The sequence below is a fragment of the Paenibacillus sp. FSL H8-0104 genome, from assembly GCF_038050215.1.
In the GTDB taxonomy this organism is placed as follows: domain Bacteria; phylum Bacillota; class Bacilli; order Paenibacillales; family Paenibacillaceae; genus Paenibacillus; species Paenibacillus amylolyticus.
In genome coordinates, this window is the sequence record NZ_JBBOTC010000001.1 from 1,022,129 (window position 1) to 1,037,276 (window position 15,148).

Here is a 15,148-nt window from a genome sequence, read left to right on the forward strand (position 1 = left end):
ATAATGAACAGACCATATTGGGAAAACGACCTCGAGAGCCACTTTAAACACCACGTCCAGACGCTAACCTCAGCTCTATCGTGCATGCAATTGTTCCTCCAGTTGTTGCCTCATCTGCACGAGAGCCGGTTCGTAGATCATGTCCGAATGCCTTGGGCGTGGTAAAGGAACCGTCATCTCCTGCAACTGCTGACCTTGCCCTCCTGGAGTTAACAGAATGATACGGTCACTTAACAGCAGGGCTTCTTCGATGTCATGTGTAATGAACATCACGGTTTGGCCAAAGCTCTCCCACAGCTCCAGCAACCAGCGATGCATTTCTCGTTTGGTTAATGCGTCGAGTGCACCGAAGGGTTCATCCAGCAACATGAGCTGCCCGCCTGTAAGCAAGGTACGAAGCAATGCCACCCGCTGCCGCATGCCGCCGGATAACTCATCCGGATAGGAATGTTCATAACCGGACAAGCCGAACCTTGCCAATCCTGCGATGATATCGGCTCGTAGTTTGTCCTTATCCTGTCGGCCTGGTGCAAGCTCGGCAGGTAGCATGCAGTTCTCCATGACGGTACGCCAGGATAACAGCAGATCTTTCTGCGGCATATAGGCGACTCGTCCGAGCCGTTGTCCTTGCGGGACATCAGCTATATCGATGGTGCCAACGGTTGGTTCATGCAAGCCTGCGAGCAGCTTGAAGAGCGTGCTTTTACCTGATCCGCTGGAGCCGATGAGCGAGACAAATTCTCCTTGTTGAACCTGAAGCGACACATTGGAGAGCACAGGGGAACCCTTTTTTTCGGGAAAAGCAAAGCTTACGTTGTGAATGGTTACATGGTTATCCATCTGATCCTCACCCCCTTGATGTCAGACTACTGCAATAACAACGGCATCCTATACTCTGCAAAAGGAACAAAAAAGACCCACCCATTTCCGGAGAAATGAGTGGGTCTGTAAGTTAAATCCGCAATTTATCTTCACATACATGAAAAAATTCCGCTTACTAAAAGGCCGCTCCACTTCCCTCCGCTGGTATGATCCAGATCAGGTTCAAAGGGTCCGAATAGTCATATTCGTCTCAGCCGCAAGGCTCCCCTAGTGCAAAAGTTCAAGATATGCAGTTGTGTGTTCAGCATATATCAATCGAACATGAACTGTAAAGAGGCAGCATGATAGAATTCTTGAGATGAACTTGGAGTCATACCCGAACAACTGAACAATTTACCTGGGCTCCCTAACCCGATATAATAGTGGTGGCGCATATTGGCCGGATCACAAATGCAGGTGGGATTGTTCTCCCTCCTAGGCAGAATGGGGACCCGAGTTGAAAACGTTCAAAAAAGTATATATTGAGATCACGAGTATCTGCAATCTGGCATGCAGCTTCTGTCCGCAGACACAGCGTGCCAAAGGATTCATTGACCCTGAAGTCTTCAACAATATACTGGATCAAGTTAAACCACACACCAATCATATTTACTTACATGTCAAAGGTGAACCCTTGTTGCATCCCAAAATAGATCTGTTGCTCGATTCCGCACATGAGAAGGGACTCAAGGTGAACATTACAACGAATGGTACACTGCTGCCCAAGACTCAGCATAAATTGCTTGGCAAACCGGCGCTGCGGCAGATGAATTTCTCCCTGCACAGCTTCGATGGGCATGAAGGTTCAACAGATCGTGACGGGTATCTGCGTCATATTTTGTCCTTTGTACACGAGGCCGTTAAGCACAATGTCATCATTTCATTCCGGTTGTGGAATCTGACACAGGATAACTTCACAAATGCTCAGATGAATCGAAATCGGGAGACCCTTGAAGTATTGGAACGTGAGTTTAATCTGGACTTCCGCATTGAGGAAAAAGTAGTTCCAGGCAGCGGGGTCAAAATTGCCCCGAATGTATACCTGAATCAGGACCATGAGTTCCAGTGGCCAAGTCTGGATGCACCTGAAGATGACGGTAAAGGCTTTTGCCATGCACTTCGCGGTCAGGCAGCTGTGCTTGTAGATGGAACGGTGGTTCCATGCTGTCTCGATGGCGAGGGTGTGATTAACCTTGGTAATGTGCACGAGAAGTCATTCTCGGAGATTATTGAGGGTGAGCGAGCGAACAATCTGGTATATGGCTTCTCCAAACGCGAAGCTGTAGAAGAGTTGTGTAGAAAGTGCGGTTATCGTCAGAGATTTGGAGCCTGATATCTTATATCAGCAAGCCAGAAGCCATTCAAGATCACACATTTGGAGACAAATGCAGTGGTCTTTCTTTGTTATCGGGGATTAAGTGAGGGGTATATACGTTACAAATGAGCATACCAGAGGTTGATATGAGCATATTGCTTGAGAGACCTAGCATGCAAAAAATGCCGATATGACAGGGATTGTACGATGTCATGATATATCTGATCTAATGATTATTCTAGTTACCTCCCTTATTTGGTAAGATTAGGTTGTAGATCGGACAGAGGTGCACCTCTGAAGATCTTCCAGTACAAGCCCAGGCTGTACACTACCAAAAAACGAGAGAATAAGGGAGGAATAAAGTTATGAAAAAAATGTTGACGTTGTTACTGTCCGCTGGTTTGGTTGCTTCTATATTTGGTGCAGTTCCGGCTGCGGCTGCGCCTACGGTTGTAAATTCAACCATTGTGGTTCCAAAGGGCACGACCTATGACGGCCAAGGTAAAACATTTGTAGCCAATCCTTCCACACTGGGCGACGGATCTCAAGCAGAAAATCAGAAGCCAGTCTTCCGTCTGGAGGCAGGGGCCACGCTCAAAAACGTAAACATTGGATCACCAGCTGCTGATGGTGTTCACTGTTATGGCAACTGTAATATATCGAATGTGGTCTGGCAGGACGTGGGCGAGGATGCACTGACATTGAAGTCTGCCGGAACGGTTAACATTACCGGTGGGGCAGCGTATAAGGCTTATGATAAAGTGTTCCAGATGAATGCAGCTGGAACAATTAACATCAAAAATTTCCGTGCAGATGATATTGGCAAACTGGTTCGCCAAAATGGTGGAACTTCCTTTGCAGTTAACATGACGCTGGATAACTCCAACATTTCCAATGTGAAAGATTCGATTATGCGTACAGACAGCAGCACATCACAAGGGAAAATTACGAATACCCGTTATTCCAAAGTGCCAACCCTATTCAAGGGATTTGCTTCAGGTAAGACCAGTCAATCCGGCAATACGCAATATTAAACAGGAGATTGAATCGCTGGAGTTGGTAAAAGTTAAGCTCCACTTGTGATTTGAAGTTAAAATATAACGCCAAAAAGAGCGTCCCAAGGTCATTGCCACAATGACTTTGAGGGCGCTCTTTGTAATGCAGATGTGATAATTTCTGCTGAGCAATGTCTTATAGAGGATGCTCAGACTATTTCTCTCCCGGAACTTCAACGATGACTTTGCCTTTCTCGGGGACAACAGAACCGGTATCAATAGAGCCCAATTTGTTCATGATCTCGTAAGAGGTTTCTTCAAGCATGCGAGAGTACTTGAATGATACGAGTGTTTGACCTGTTACGGAAGGACGAGTCCCTGCTTCAGCAACGGCTTTGTTTTTAATAAAGAACAGGTCACCGATGGTTCCGGCATTTTTGCTGATGTTAGCCTGCCATTGTAACAGTGCACTTCCATTTTTAAGGATATAATAACTGATCAGATCGTTATCCTCAACAACGAAAAAACGATCTTTTTTACCTTGCTCAAAGATGTATTCAATGGATGAATCCACCGGACCCAAAGGATTGCGAATGTCCAGACGTGCTTGTCCCAGTTCAGAGAAGCGTGGCAGATGCAGTGCGGCTTCACGCGTCACAGTCAGATCGGAACTGTTATATTCTTTTACAATCGTAGCATCGGTAGTGTAAATATAGGCTTCCTTGGCCTTCTGGTTCCACTGCACCTTGGCACCAAAAGCTTCACCGATGGCACGGAGCGGAAGCATCGCTTTACCATTCACCAGAATCGGCGCTGAGGATAATGTCGCATTCTGACCGTTTTTCTTCATTGTTTTGCTGTTAGGTGTAAGGACATACTTATCGCTGCCTGTGCTAATGCTGATCTCTTTTGTTTTGTTATTGTAACCAAACGTATAGTTGCCGAGGAATTGAAGCTCCGTCAATGCCACGTACGTAATACCCTGCCGTATGACAACATCATATTGAGCTTGAACATTGTTAATATAAGCTGTCGGTTTAGGTTTAGTTGCTGCGGCTTCCGCCACAGTGGATGAGAGTAAGGCAGGTGCCGTGCCTGCGGTGAGTATCGAAGCGGCAAGGACCATTTTCCATGTTTTAAGCTGCCAAATAGAATTGTAATCTTTCATCACTATCAATCTCCCTTCTAATGTTTAAGACGGACCACATAACCTAAATGTTTCATATTATGGAAAGTGAACCATCAGATTATTTCCCCTATTACCCCAAATGAAGCATGATGATTTTTCTAGGGATTGCCACAAATACCCATCTGATGTACATTAGAAGCAATGAAATAAGTGAACCGGGAGCTCAATGAAGTTGGGCTGAGAGAGTGGCCTTGTGCCGCTGACCGTACATCTGATCTGGGTAATGCCAGCGTAGAGAACATGGATTTGCGATATGTAAGGGTGAATTGTGGGAATGAACGTGGATGAACAACAGACCTCTTTGAACTGTGGTGGTGTATCTGCCATGACGGAGGGGGGCTGGTTGATATTCCGTATTTTCGACATCCATCCAATACATCATTGTGAAGATTGTCCACTGTGCGTGAGGCCTGCCCGGAACCGGGGAGGCTTTTTCGTTTATTTTGATAACCCTCACAGGGAACAAAGGAAGGACGTAGAGAACATGGCAACAACAGCAGGCAACAAGCGATTGAAACTAACGGATATTCTGGTAACCATCGTGATCGCAGTAGTGTTTGGGGTGATATACAAGATATGGGGACCTACATATGACTTGATGAAACCATTTGGTGTTCATGCGGAGCAGATGATCTACGGCATGTGGTTTATGGCGGGCACGTTTGCTTTTGTTATCATTCGTAAACCAGGCGTGGCTATTCTTGCCGAAGTTGCGGCTTCAACGGTAAGTGCTTTCTTGGGTAGTGAATGGGGCATGTCCACACTGGTGTATGGCCTGTTGCAAGGATTGGGAGCTGAGATATTCTTCGCCGCATTTTTGTATCGCAAAACCAATCTGTTTGTCACCTGTCTTGCAGCCATAGGAGCTGCAGCGGCTTCGCTTTTGCTGGATTACCAATACGGGTATATTGATTCACTCTCGGCGTGGAATTATACGCTATTTATCGGATTCCGCTTCATTGGAAGTATTCTGATTGCTGGAGTGTTCGCTTATTATCTTGCCAAAGCATTGGAACTAACCGGTGTAACGCGTTCGCTCAGACCGGTATCCAAACAAGATTATGAGGCGCTGGATTAGATGAACGGGGAAGGGAATTCGCAAGCGGTAAGTGTCACCAATCTAAGATGCAAGTTCCCGGGAGAGAAAGCCTTGGTATTTCAAGGCTTGTCTCTTTCTGTGCGTCAAGGAGAGAAAGTGCTTCTGCTTGGTCCAAGTGGCTCCGGTAAATCGACGTTATTGCAAATTTTGAGCGGTCTGATACCACGTTCGGTTGAGATTCCGATGAAATGTGATGATATTCAGGTTCCCGCCAAAGCAGGAGTGGTCTTTCAAGATCCGGATACCCAGTTCTGTATGTCCTTTACGGATGAAGAGATCGCATTTGTTCTGGAAAACCGAAATATTCCGCGTGAAGAGATGCCTGCTCTGATTGAATATTATCTGAAACAAGTGGGGTTATCCTTTGAACAGAATCGTGTATTGATCCAGTCCATGTCTCAGGGGATGAAGCAGCGTCTTGCGATTGCTTCGATGCTTGCCATGGACCCGGAGGTATTGTTTTTGGATGAACCCACTGCACTGCTGGATGATGAGGGGACTTCCCAGGTATGGGATACCGTCAAACGGATCGCCAGTGACAAAACGATCATCATCGTTGAACACAAAATAAACAAGATTGTGGATATGGTCGACCGCATCATTGTGTTATCACCTGAAGGAAAGATTGTGGCGGATGGGCTAGCACAGCAGGTATTTACAGATGAACGGGGCAAGCTGAAGGCTTATGGAATCTGGTATCCGGGTGTGTGGGATGAGCACGAGCAGGCAGCTAAGGAAGAAGAGGGAAGTACTTCTGGAGAGCTTCAAGTGTGTGTGGATCACGGCATCTCAAGTTTGGAAGCACAGCAATCGTCTGGCTTATCCGATACACCGGGTATATCCCCCATATCTCACGTCTCACCCTTATCGCCTGTATCACCCGGCTATCAGCCTGCACTGGACTTGCAGCAGTTCACCGGATGGCGTGGGAAAACACCCTTCATTCAGTTAGAACAGGCCAAAGTATGGCATGGGGATTGGATTGGTATTGTCGGAACTAATGGAGCTGGCAAGAGTTCATTGTTGTTATCTCTGATGAATATCCTGAAAACAACAGGTCATTATGAGGTGGACGGTCAGCCTTCTGGCAAAACGGAGCAGCTTGCAGATCAAATCGCGTTTGTATTTCAGAACCCGGAGTTTCAATTTGTGACCAACACCGTCGCGGAAGAAGTGGAATTCTCATTGCTAGGGGGCAGGCTGACAACGGAAGAAAGACTTGTCAGGACTGATCATATGTTGAATCAATTTGGATTAATCGACCTGTCCGAGCGCCATCCCTACCAATTATCGATGGGGCAGAAACGACGCTTGAGCGTTGCCTCTGCACTGGTGAGAGAGCAGCGAATACTGCTGTTGGATGAACCTACTTTTGGACAGGATGCCCGCAATACGTTTGCCATGTTAGCACAACTGGAGCAATTGCGGAGAGAGGGAACAGCTATTGTTATGGTTACCCATGATCGTGAAATTGTAAAAAGATATTGCACCCGAATCTGGACGGTAGATGAGGGGAGGTTAACTGATGCAACTGTCGTTTCCTCACCGTGAAACCTGGCTTCATAACGTCAATCCGGGATTAAAGATGATCATTCTGACGATGATGTTTGTCATCGTTATCCTCATTCACAATCTGAATGTAATGGCCAACGTTGCGGTGGCGATGATGTTATTACTGTGCTGGACAGGTCATCCGTGGTACAGATTGATACTGTACGCATCACCATTCATTCTGGTTTTTATCTCCACGTCTACAGGTATGATGATGTTTGGTAAGGGCGAGACCACATGGTATAACTGGGGATTGATCCATATAACCGAAGAGAGTTTCTATCGCGGTCTGCACTTGGGTTTTCGCTCGCTGACTATGGCCGCGGCTGGGTTGCTTTTTGGTCTTACGACAAAACCAGTACGGCTGTTTTATTCCCTGATGCAGCAATGGAAGCTTCCTGCAAAATATGCCTATAGCTTTCTGGCCGCGATGCGCATGATCCCCATTTTGCTGGATGAATTCCAGACGCTCCGTTATGCGATTCGTATTCGTGGAACACAGCAACGCGGCTCTCGCTGGAATGTGTATGGTACACTCAAGCGTTACGCTATTCCGCTGCTGGCACAGAGCATTCGTCGTGCACAGCGAATGGCGGTAGCGATGGAAGCGAAAGGGTTCACAGATGGCGCGAGCCGAACGTATTACATTCAGATTGGCTATTCGCGAGCTGATCTGTGGTTTGTATTTTATTATATGCTCACCTTAACGGCTGCTTATTACATCGGGGTTACCTTTCCTTATCATGCTACGATGGTGGATGTAAGGTAATACGGGCAGATAGATAGAAATATATTGAGGTAAACGGTAACTTTTTCCTTTTTACTGCGTCTCTATTGGAAATAACTTCTAATGAATGGGGATGAACGAGAGTGAAGACGGGTCCTGACTGGCAGAGAACGGGGTACAAATGGATTACCATGACTGGATTATCAGCTGTGCTGTTGACGGGCTGGATGTTGCTGGATTCCAAAATGGTCGCCCTTGAAGGACAAGCTTCGGCTACAACGCCACAAGCATTGGGGGCAAGTTCCCAAGTCTTAACTGCAAAGTTAGCTCACAAACAAGGAGACACCGTTACGCTTATTAATGACATCCCTCTGTTCAAAAACAGAAGGGACGGCAGGGTGGCTGCTGACCAGCTGGGGATTGAATACTATACAACAAAAAACGAAAAGTATACGTTGGCCACAGTTCGAGGTGAGTGGGTGCAGCTTAAGTCAACCGATCATGGAGACTTTTGGCTGCCAAGTTGGTATGCACTGAAGGAGAGCAGAAGCATGACGGAAACAGCTCCCCAAAGCTTCACACTCCAATCAGGCAGCAAGTTGTATCTGGTTCCAGATAGTTCTACAACTTGGTCTAGTGAGAAAGCGCTAACAGATAAGGCTGTTATTGTTGCAAAGTGGAAAGGCTGGTATGGGGTCTCCATTGCCCCACGAGTCTGGAATAAAGAATCTTTCACGTATCGGCCAGGACTCTTCTGGATCAAGGCACAGGCTATAGAACAGCGGATGAATGTGGCTGATGGCTGGTTCATTCAGGAGGCATCGCTGCCAACTTCGGTTATACGCCATCTGACAGATATGAAGCTGAACAATGCAATCACCTCCAAACAAGTGGCTGGGTGGTTAGGCGAACCGGATTGGAAAGAGAGTTCAAGCAATTTGAATGATACTGGTTATGCAATGAGTATTGGGCAGACCTGGAGATATGAGCGGGAAGATGCACAATTTCTGGTCACATTCAACAAGAATGGCAAGGTGGTCAGGACACGCTGGAATCTACCACAGGATGAACGAAATGTTGTGGTTTCTGATTGGAACATCAGTCGGGCCGATGAATATGGGTTCACGACAAAAATGTATGGCACAACACTGCCAACGACAATCCCTTGGAAACCGGTATGGACCAACCAGGGGGATATTAACTACACTTTTTTACAAGCAGCCACGGATGACGTGCTCCTGATGAAAGGCGATGACGGTGGATTTAGCGGAGGTTACTACGAAGGTTCCATATATGCCCTTGACCGACATTCCGGCCAGCAATTATGGGGGATTAACGGGGGTTTTGGAAGACAGCAGGCAGAGGTGGATGCAGAGCGCAAATACGTTACAATCTACACCGATTATGACCCTGATAAGAAAAAATACGTGGATCGTATTCGTCATCTGAACTTGAAGAACGGAAAGGTCATGTGGACGTACACTCCTAAGCAAAATTTTAGACTAAATGGCATCACCGCTGCTAAGAACGTTGTGGTTGTGGATAACCCGGTTGTTGAGAGCTCAAGCAACAGTTGGTTAACGGTTCTGGACAGTGCAAACGGAAAAACATTGTGGACGCGAAAACTGGCTACAGGTTATGAATTATTGAACAAGAGTGCAGATGACCCCTATGTGTTGTATTGGGAAAAGAATAAGCTGGTTGCAGCCGATCCGCAATCAGGGCGAACCGTATGGAGCTTAAAGGGCAAACGATCCACCATAGAACAATTTTGGAATGATCCATATACTGGTGGAATTGAACGTCTTGATCCCTTTGCAACCACGAATGCTGAAAGATGGCTATCACTAGATAATCAGTGGCTTCTGCTTGATCTGAACACGGGGAAAAAGCTTGCCCAATTCCCTGCTCGGGTAGGACAGAGATTTGAGGAGCTGAATGATGGCATGTTGTTGATCCGTGAGAACAAGAATGGCAATCATTACGGAGAATATGAAGATTTTACAACCACCCTGTATGATGCCAAGACAGGCATAACACGCTGGACGCACAAGGGCAAGATTGAACGAGGACTGGTGGAAGAGGATCAGTTGTATGTGATTAAGAACGGCTACCCGGCGGCTGTGGATTATAAAACGGGGGAGACGCGTTGGAATGCCAAAGATACGATTGCAACACTAAGGCATCCGACGAATCAGGGAAGTTATCTGGTCATTGATGATCAGTTGCTGTTGCCCATGGACGAGAATCTGCTCGTAATGAACAAAAAGAATGGAGCACTGTTAGGTCGTGTACATGACGTTGTGATGGGAAACCCGGAGCACCGGGACCGGGATGCGAAGAATGGAATGATTAACCGGATCGGTAATGAAGTGTATGTGGGTTCGTCCAACGGACGTTTTCGTGTATATGAAGCCAGCCGCCTGCAGGAGGCAATCTCACCTTAAAAGCTTGTCTCGTAAGGGATGTTGATTTATTATAAATGAACAGGCTTGCTCGCGCTCCGGTTATCGGCTGTGCGGGCTTTCTTCATGTGTTCTTGAAGAACCATGCATGATCATTCACGGGAGGACTCTCCATGATCTCATTATATGGTGTAAGCAAACGTTATAACGAGCGCGGTTCCCGTGCAGATCAGGGATTCGAAGCATTAAGCTCGGTGTCCCTCGAAGTGGGACAAGGAGAAATACATGGCATCATCGGATCAAGTGGTGCAGGCAAATCCACGCTTCTGCGGATGCTCAACGGATTGGAAAAGCCGGATGATGGTGAAGTTGTTGTGAATGGGCAGCACTTGACCCAGATGAATGAACAGAGTCTGCGTCAGGCACGAAGATCCATTGGCATGATCTTTCAACACTTCAATCTTGTCAGTAACCGAACGGTGAGTGGCAATGTCTGCATGCCATTGGAGCTTGCGGGTATGCCCCGTGCGCAGCGAGTTGAACGTGGACTTGAGGTGCTGCGGTTTGTTGGACTGGAAGACAAGGCGGGTCAATATCCTGCTCAGCTTAGCGGAGGACAGAAGCAACGTGTGGCGATTGCACGAGCGCTGGCCAGTCGTCCGGATGTGCTGCTCTGTGATGAACCGACCTCTTCGCTTGATCCACAGACCACGAACGGTATCCTGGATGTGCTGCGTCATATCAATGAAACGCTGGGCGTGACCATTGTTGTAGTAACGCATGAGATGGAAGTGGCTCGCAGACTATGTCACAGGATATCCGTCATGAAGGATGGGCGACTCGTTCGTACGTTGTCTAAAGCGGAAGTGAGCAGTATCCCTGCTCCGCAGCCTGATCTGTTGACCTCCTTGCTTGCGGGTGACGAATACGGGATGACAGGTTCGTCTCTGTTCCGTCAGGCAGAACAGGAGGACAAGTCATGAGGTTACCTGAGTCTGTGCTGAAATATCAGCATGAGATATGGCAGGCGATCGGAGAGACTTTTGTTATGGTGGGCATCTCCATTGCGGCAGCTGTTCTGATCGGGTTACCTCTGGGTACACTGCTGTACTTATTCCGGAGAGGACAACGGTATCAGAATCAAACGCTGTCCTTTGTACTCGGCAGTGTCGTTAACATCGTTCGTTCGTTTCCGTTCTTACTGCTGGTTGTATTCATGATTCCATTCACACGGATTGTTGTGGGAACGTCCATAGGTACGTTGGCGGCAACCGTGCCACTCTCGGTCATTGCAATTGCCTACTACGCCAGACTGGTGGAACAAGCGTTGCTGGATGTACCGAGGGGAGTGGTTGAAGCTGCTGCTTCCATGGGGGCATCGACGATGCAACTTGTGGTGAAGTTTTTGTACGTGGAGGCACGATCTGGTCTTGTACTGGGACTCACGACAGCTACGATTAGCTTCATCTCGTACTCGACGGTGATGGGTATTGTAGGTGGCGGCGGGGTTGGTGATTTTGCCATTCGCTACGGTTATCAGCGCTTCGAAACGGAGATTATGGTATTTACGATCATCATTATGATTATCCTGGTACAGATGATCCAATTCACAGGTAGCAGACTGTCCCACTGGCTGGATCGCAGATCCTGAACGGTTGGATCGTGCATTATTACGAAAACCAATACAGATTATACGATGAGGGGTAGACATGAAATGAAAGTGAAAATGATGCTTATGTTGCTTGCAGTAATGCTGGTTGTCGCTGCTTGTGGCAAAAAAGAAGAAACACCTGCGGCTGAAGGAACAAAAGAAGATACACAAGCTGCACAAGAAGTTACGCTAAAAGTAGCCACGTTGATTCCACCGATGACAGACGTACTGGATATTGTTAAACCGCTTTTGAAGGAAGATGGCGTCAACCTGGAAGTTGTTGTGCTGTCAGATAACGTTCAACCAAATACGGCACTCGCGAATAAGGAAGTGGATGCAAACTTCTTCCAACACGTGCCTTACATGACCCAGTATAATGAAGCGAACAATGCCAATCTGGTGGCTGTACAGCCTATCTATAATGCCATCTATGGCGGCTACTCCAAAAAGTACAAAACGATTGAGGAATTGCCCGAAGGTGCAACGATTGCAATTGCAAACGATCCTTCCAACATTGGTCGCTCTCTTGTGATGCTGGAGCAGAACGGGTTGATTAAGCTGAAAGAGGGCGTAGGTTTTAACGCCACACAGGCAGACATCACCGAGAATACAAAGAACTTCAAGTTTGAGGAAGTGGACTTGTTGATGCTGGCTCGGATGATGGATGATGCTGATCTGGTAGCCATGACACCGGCATATGCCAGTCCGCTCGGTCTTACACCGAAGAAGGATGCACTGTTAACCGAGAAGGATGATTCCCATTTTGCAATTACCATGGTTGCCCGTGAGGATAACAAGGACTCCGAAGCGATCCAGAAGCTGGCTAAACGCATGGCGGGTCCAGAGGTCAAAGCCTTCTTCGAAGAGAAATATGCAGATATTGCGATCCCGGCATTTAAATAGAGAATACGTTGGTCCAATGTAAATAACCTTTAGATCTGAGCGATAACGCTTGGATCTTTTTTTTTGTCGTCCGCTCGCTTATTAACAAGTATTTAGAAAGTTAACAATTTGGTCATATCCCCGGAACACTTTATTTAATAGTTTTTTCGTATAATTTGTTTGAAAATAGTTCTTTTGGATTATAAATTAAGAGATTTGTTCGAGTTTTGTAGTGTAAAGAGTGTTTTTCACAAGAAGTGAGACCTAGTTTTTTGAAAAGATGGTTTACAATCTATGAGAGCTATACAAGAGCTATATAAGTTGTATGAATCATTCAGCAATTGGCGGTTGTTCTGTCATCGGAGTGGCAAGTGTAAATAATCACTAGTTCAACTTATAAGTAGATCAAGTAAAACTAAAATTTATCTGGAAGAGGTAGAGAAATTTGTCCCGAAAAAATAGCAAATCGACCTGGTTCAACAAGATGCATAAGAACTTTAAGACCAAGCTGGTGGTGTCCTTTATTGCTTTCCTGGCCATACCTTCGTTAAGTATTGGAGTTTTATCGTATAACAGTGCAAAAGATGAAGTGGAGAAGCAAATTTTACATAGTGCGATGGAAAATGTGAACCTTGCCAGTGCAACGATAGATCTTTCAGTCAATGCCAAGCGGAACCACATTGAATATTATGCGAGTACACTCGCGGAGCAATTGCGTCAAGAAGATGCCGAGGTTCGGGTTGTGAACGAATTGAAGGGGTATGCCGCACAGAACAAAGATATCATCACCATAGGTGTAGGCACAGAGGCAGGTGTGTATCTGATGTCCTCTGATGCGGAGATGCCTGAAGATTACGATCCGCGAACAAGACCATGGTACACAGAAGCGATGGGTACTCCACAGCAGGTCATTGTTACAGACCCTTATATTTCTGCCGAGACAAAAGAGATTACCATTACGATTGCGAAGGCACTGGAAGACCAATCTGGTGTGGTCCAACTGGATCTCAATCTGGCGGACATTAGTCAATTAGTTAGCGGAATTAAAGTTGGAGAAAAGGGACATCTGATTCTGCTGGATGCCAGCGAAAAGTATATCTATCATCCGACGATGCAACCTGGAACAGATGCAACAGAAGATTTTTGGACACAAGTGTATACGAATGAATCCGGTAATTTCAACTATACCTTTGATCAGGTTGATAAGGTCATGTATTACGCCACGAATGCATCCACGGGATGGAAGGTCGCTGGCACCATGTTCTCCTCTGAAGTTGAGGATGCCGCTGCACCTATTCTGAATCGAACGATTATGGTCATCGTTTCTTTTCTTGTCATCGGAATTTTGATCATCTGGCTGGTGATGCGATCGATTGTTAAACCGATCCGTCAGTTGAAGGATCAGGCGATTCAGGTGAGCGAAGGGGATCTAACCCAGACCATAATAAGTACAAGCCATGATGAAATAGGTGAACTGAGTGAGGCTTTTGGCAAAATGCAGCACAATCTGCGTGTGTTGATTCAAAATGTGGAGAACAGCGCCAGTCAGGTAGTCATCTCATCGGATGAAATGACTCAGAGTGCGGAATCAACCAGTGCAGCCAGTGAGCAGGTAGCGCGAGCCATTCAAGAAATTGCGAGTGGTGCGGAGAAACAGACCGAAGGTATTGAACATAACCATCAGGCCATGAATGAAATTACGATTGGTATTACAAGAATCGCCGAACGTTCCATACATGTCGCTGATTTGGCGAAACATACAACCGTACAAGCAGAAGAAGGCGGCAACACCGTCAAGCAGACGGTGAGTCAGATGCAATCGATTCAAGAGACAGTAGAACAGACAAACCAATTGATTCAGGCGTTATATGAACGATCACACCAAATTTCAGCGATCACGGAGTTAATCGGAAATATAGCCAAACAGACAAACCTGCTCGCGCTGAACGCATCCATTGAAGCTGCTCGTGCAGGTACACATGGCAATGGATTCGCCGTTGTAGCAGCAGAGGTTCGCAAGTTGGCAGAGCAATCCGGGCAGTCCGTCAATGAAATCACCGTGCTGACTACGGCGGTACAGGAAGATATGGCTGCTTCCGTTCGCATGATGGAGAAGGTGACTTCAGAGGTTGGAGAGGGCATGGACATCTCTACAGAAGCGATTCGGAAGTTTGAACGTATTCTGGATAGCATGCGGGAAACGACACCTCAGATTGAAGAGATTGCTGCCACATCGCAAGAGATCACAGCAGGTGTGCAGGAAGTATCTGCTGTATCCAATGAGTTGGCAGGCATTGCGTCAGGCAACGCCGCAACTTCCGAAGAAGTGGCCGCTTCCTCAGAGGAGCAACTGGCAGCGATGGAGCAGATTTCTTCCTCGGCTCGTGGCTTGTCTACCCTGGCTGAAGAGCTGCAGCGTCTGATTAGACAGTTTAAGTATTAAACGGGATCGTAGAAGAGAGTATCATACAGG

12 protein-coding genes and 1 riboswitch are annotated in these 15,148 nt (G+C 46.8%); of the genes, 10 read left to right on the forward strand and 2 right to left on the reverse strand.

The genetic code is table 11. The features are described 5' to 3' along the window. Nucleotides 1–75: 75 nt before the first annotated feature. Entirely contained in the window at nucleotides 76–840 is a 765-nt protein-coding gene (locus NST38_RS04645; protein WP_076253489.1) for an ABC transporter ATP-binding protein, read from the reverse strand. Nucleotides 841–998: 158 nt separating this feature from the next. Next, a riboswitch (TPP riboswitch) is annotated at nucleotides 999–1,101 on the reverse strand. Nucleotides 1,102–1,318: 217 nt separating this feature from the next. On the opposite strand from NST38_RS04645, the gene NST38_RS04650 reads away from it, so the two are divergent. Together NST38_RS04650 and NST38_RS04655 are read left to right on the forward strand one after the other, a co-directional pair. Next, nucleotides 1,319–2,194 (forward strand): radical SAM/SPASM domain-containing protein, encoded by an 876-nt coding sequence (locus tag NST38_RS04650; RefSeq protein WP_036606150.1) that lies wholly within the window; start codon nucleotides 1,319–1,321, stop codon nucleotides 2,192–2,194. Between the two features lie 347 nt (nucleotides 2,195–2,541). After that, nucleotides 2,542–3,210, forward strand: a complete 669-nt coding sequence (locus tag NST38_RS04655) for a pectate lyase (protein WP_036606151.1) — start codon at nucleotides 2,542–2,544, stop codon at nucleotides 3,208–3,210. 175 nt (nucleotides 3,211–3,385) lie between these two features. Here NST38_RS04655 and NST38_RS04660 read toward each other — a convergent pair whose 3' ends face one another. Next, on the reverse strand, nucleotides 3,386–4,339 hold the full coding sequence (locus tag NST38_RS04660; protein ID WP_076253488.1) for a copper amine oxidase N-terminal domain-containing protein: 954 nt from the start codon (nucleotides 4,337–4,339) through the stop codon (nucleotides 3,386–3,388). Nucleotides 4,340–4,844: 505 nt separating this feature from the next. On the opposite strand from NST38_RS04660, the gene NST38_RS04665 reads away from it, so the two are divergent. The 8 genes from NST38_RS04665 (at nucleotide 4,845) to NST38_RS04700 (ending at nucleotide 15,118) form a co-directional block, all read left to right on the forward strand. Continuing rightward, nucleotides 4,845–5,438 (forward strand): ECF transporter S component, encoded by a 594-nt coding sequence (locus tag NST38_RS04665; protein ID WP_036672660.1) that lies wholly within the window; start codon nucleotides 4,845–4,847, stop codon nucleotides 5,436–5,438. Then, the gene (locus NST38_RS04670; RefSeq protein WP_076253487.1) at nucleotides 5,439–7,010 is read left to right on the forward strand and encodes an ABC transporter ATP-binding protein; all 1,572 of its coding nucleotides are present in this window, start codon (nucleotides 5,439–5,441) and stop codon (nucleotides 7,008–7,010) included. It abuts the gene before it with no gap. Then, a complete protein-coding gene (locus tag NST38_RS04675) occupies nucleotides 6,985–7,779 on the forward strand; it encodes an energy-coupling factor transporter transmembrane component T family protein (protein ID WP_076253486.1) in 795 nt (264 codons plus the stop codon). The genes NST38_RS04670 and NST38_RS04675 overlap by 26 nt, the downstream gene beginning before the upstream one ends. 101 nt (nucleotides 7,780–7,880) lie before the next feature. Then, complete coding sequence (locus tag NST38_RS04680) at nucleotides 7,881–10,184, forward strand: outer membrane protein assembly factor BamB family protein (protein WP_076253485.1); 2,304 nt, start codon at nucleotides 7,881–7,883, stop codon at nucleotides 10,182–10,184. Between the two features lie 131 nt (nucleotides 10,185–10,315). Next, nucleotides 10,316–11,125, forward strand: a complete 810-nt coding sequence (locus NST38_RS04685) for a methionine ABC transporter ATP-binding protein (protein WP_053061448.1) — start codon at nucleotides 10,316–10,318, stop codon at nucleotides 11,123–11,125. Next, entirely contained in the window at nucleotides 11,122–11,793 is a 672-nt protein-coding gene (locus NST38_RS04690; RefSeq protein WP_047841707.1) for a methionine ABC transporter permease, read from the forward strand. Before NST38_RS04685 ends, NST38_RS04690 begins: the two co-directional genes overlap by 4 nt. A gap of 45 nt (nucleotides 11,794–11,838) precedes the next feature. Further along, a complete protein-coding gene (locus NST38_RS04695; RefSeq protein ID WP_081745836.1) occupies nucleotides 11,839–12,696 on the forward strand; it encodes a MetQ/NlpA family ABC transporter substrate-binding protein in 858 nt (285 codons plus the stop codon). Between the two features lie 463 nt (nucleotides 12,697–13,159). Next, complete coding sequence (locus tag NST38_RS04700; protein WP_076253513.1) at nucleotides 13,160–15,118, forward strand: methyl-accepting chemotaxis protein; 1,959 nt, start codon at nucleotides 13,160–13,162, stop codon at nucleotides 15,116–15,118. The last annotated feature ends 30 nt before the right edge of the window (nucleotides 15,119–15,148 follow it).

Excerpts from the sequence above, each read along its gene's own strand:
- NST38_RS04660 (WP_076253488.1), bottom strand. The coding sequence starts at position 4,339 with ATGAAAGATTACAATTCTATTTGGCAGCTTAAAACATGGAAAATGGTC.
- NST38_RS04695 (WP_081745836.1), top strand. The coding sequence starts at position 11,839 with ATGAGGGGTAGACATGAAATGAAAGTGAAAATGATGCTTATGTTGCTT.
- NST38_RS04665 (WP_036672660.1), top strand. The coding sequence starts at position 4,845 with ATGGCAACAACAGCAGGCAACAAGCGATTGAAACTAACGGATATTCTG.
- NST38_RS04655 (WP_036606151.1), top strand. The coding sequence starts at position 2,542 with ATGAAAAAAATGTTGACGTTGTTACTGTCCGCTGGTTTGGTTGCTTCT.
- NST38_RS04685 (WP_053061448.1), top strand. The coding sequence starts at position 10,316 with ATGATCTCATTATATGGTGTAAGCAAACGTTATAACGAGCGCGGTTCC.
- NST38_RS04675 (WP_076253486.1), top strand. The coding sequence starts at position 6,985 with ATGCAACTGTCGTTTCCTCACCGTGAAACCTGGCTTCATAACGTCAAT.
- NST38_RS04690 (WP_047841707.1), top strand. The coding sequence starts at position 11,122 with ATGAGGTTACCTGAGTCTGTGCTGAAATATCAGCATGAGATATGGCAG.
- NST38_RS04670 (WP_076253487.1), top strand. The coding sequence starts at position 5,439 with ATGAACGGGGAAGGGAATTCGCAAGCGGTAAGTGTCACCAATCTAAGA.
- NST38_RS04700 (WP_076253513.1), top strand. The coding sequence starts at position 13,160 with ATGCATAAGAACTTTAAGACCAAGCTGGTGGTGTCCTTTATTGCTTTC.
- NST38_RS04645 (WP_076253489.1), bottom strand. The coding sequence starts at position 840 with ATGGATAACCATGTAACCATTCACAACGTAAGCTTTGCTTTTCCCGAA.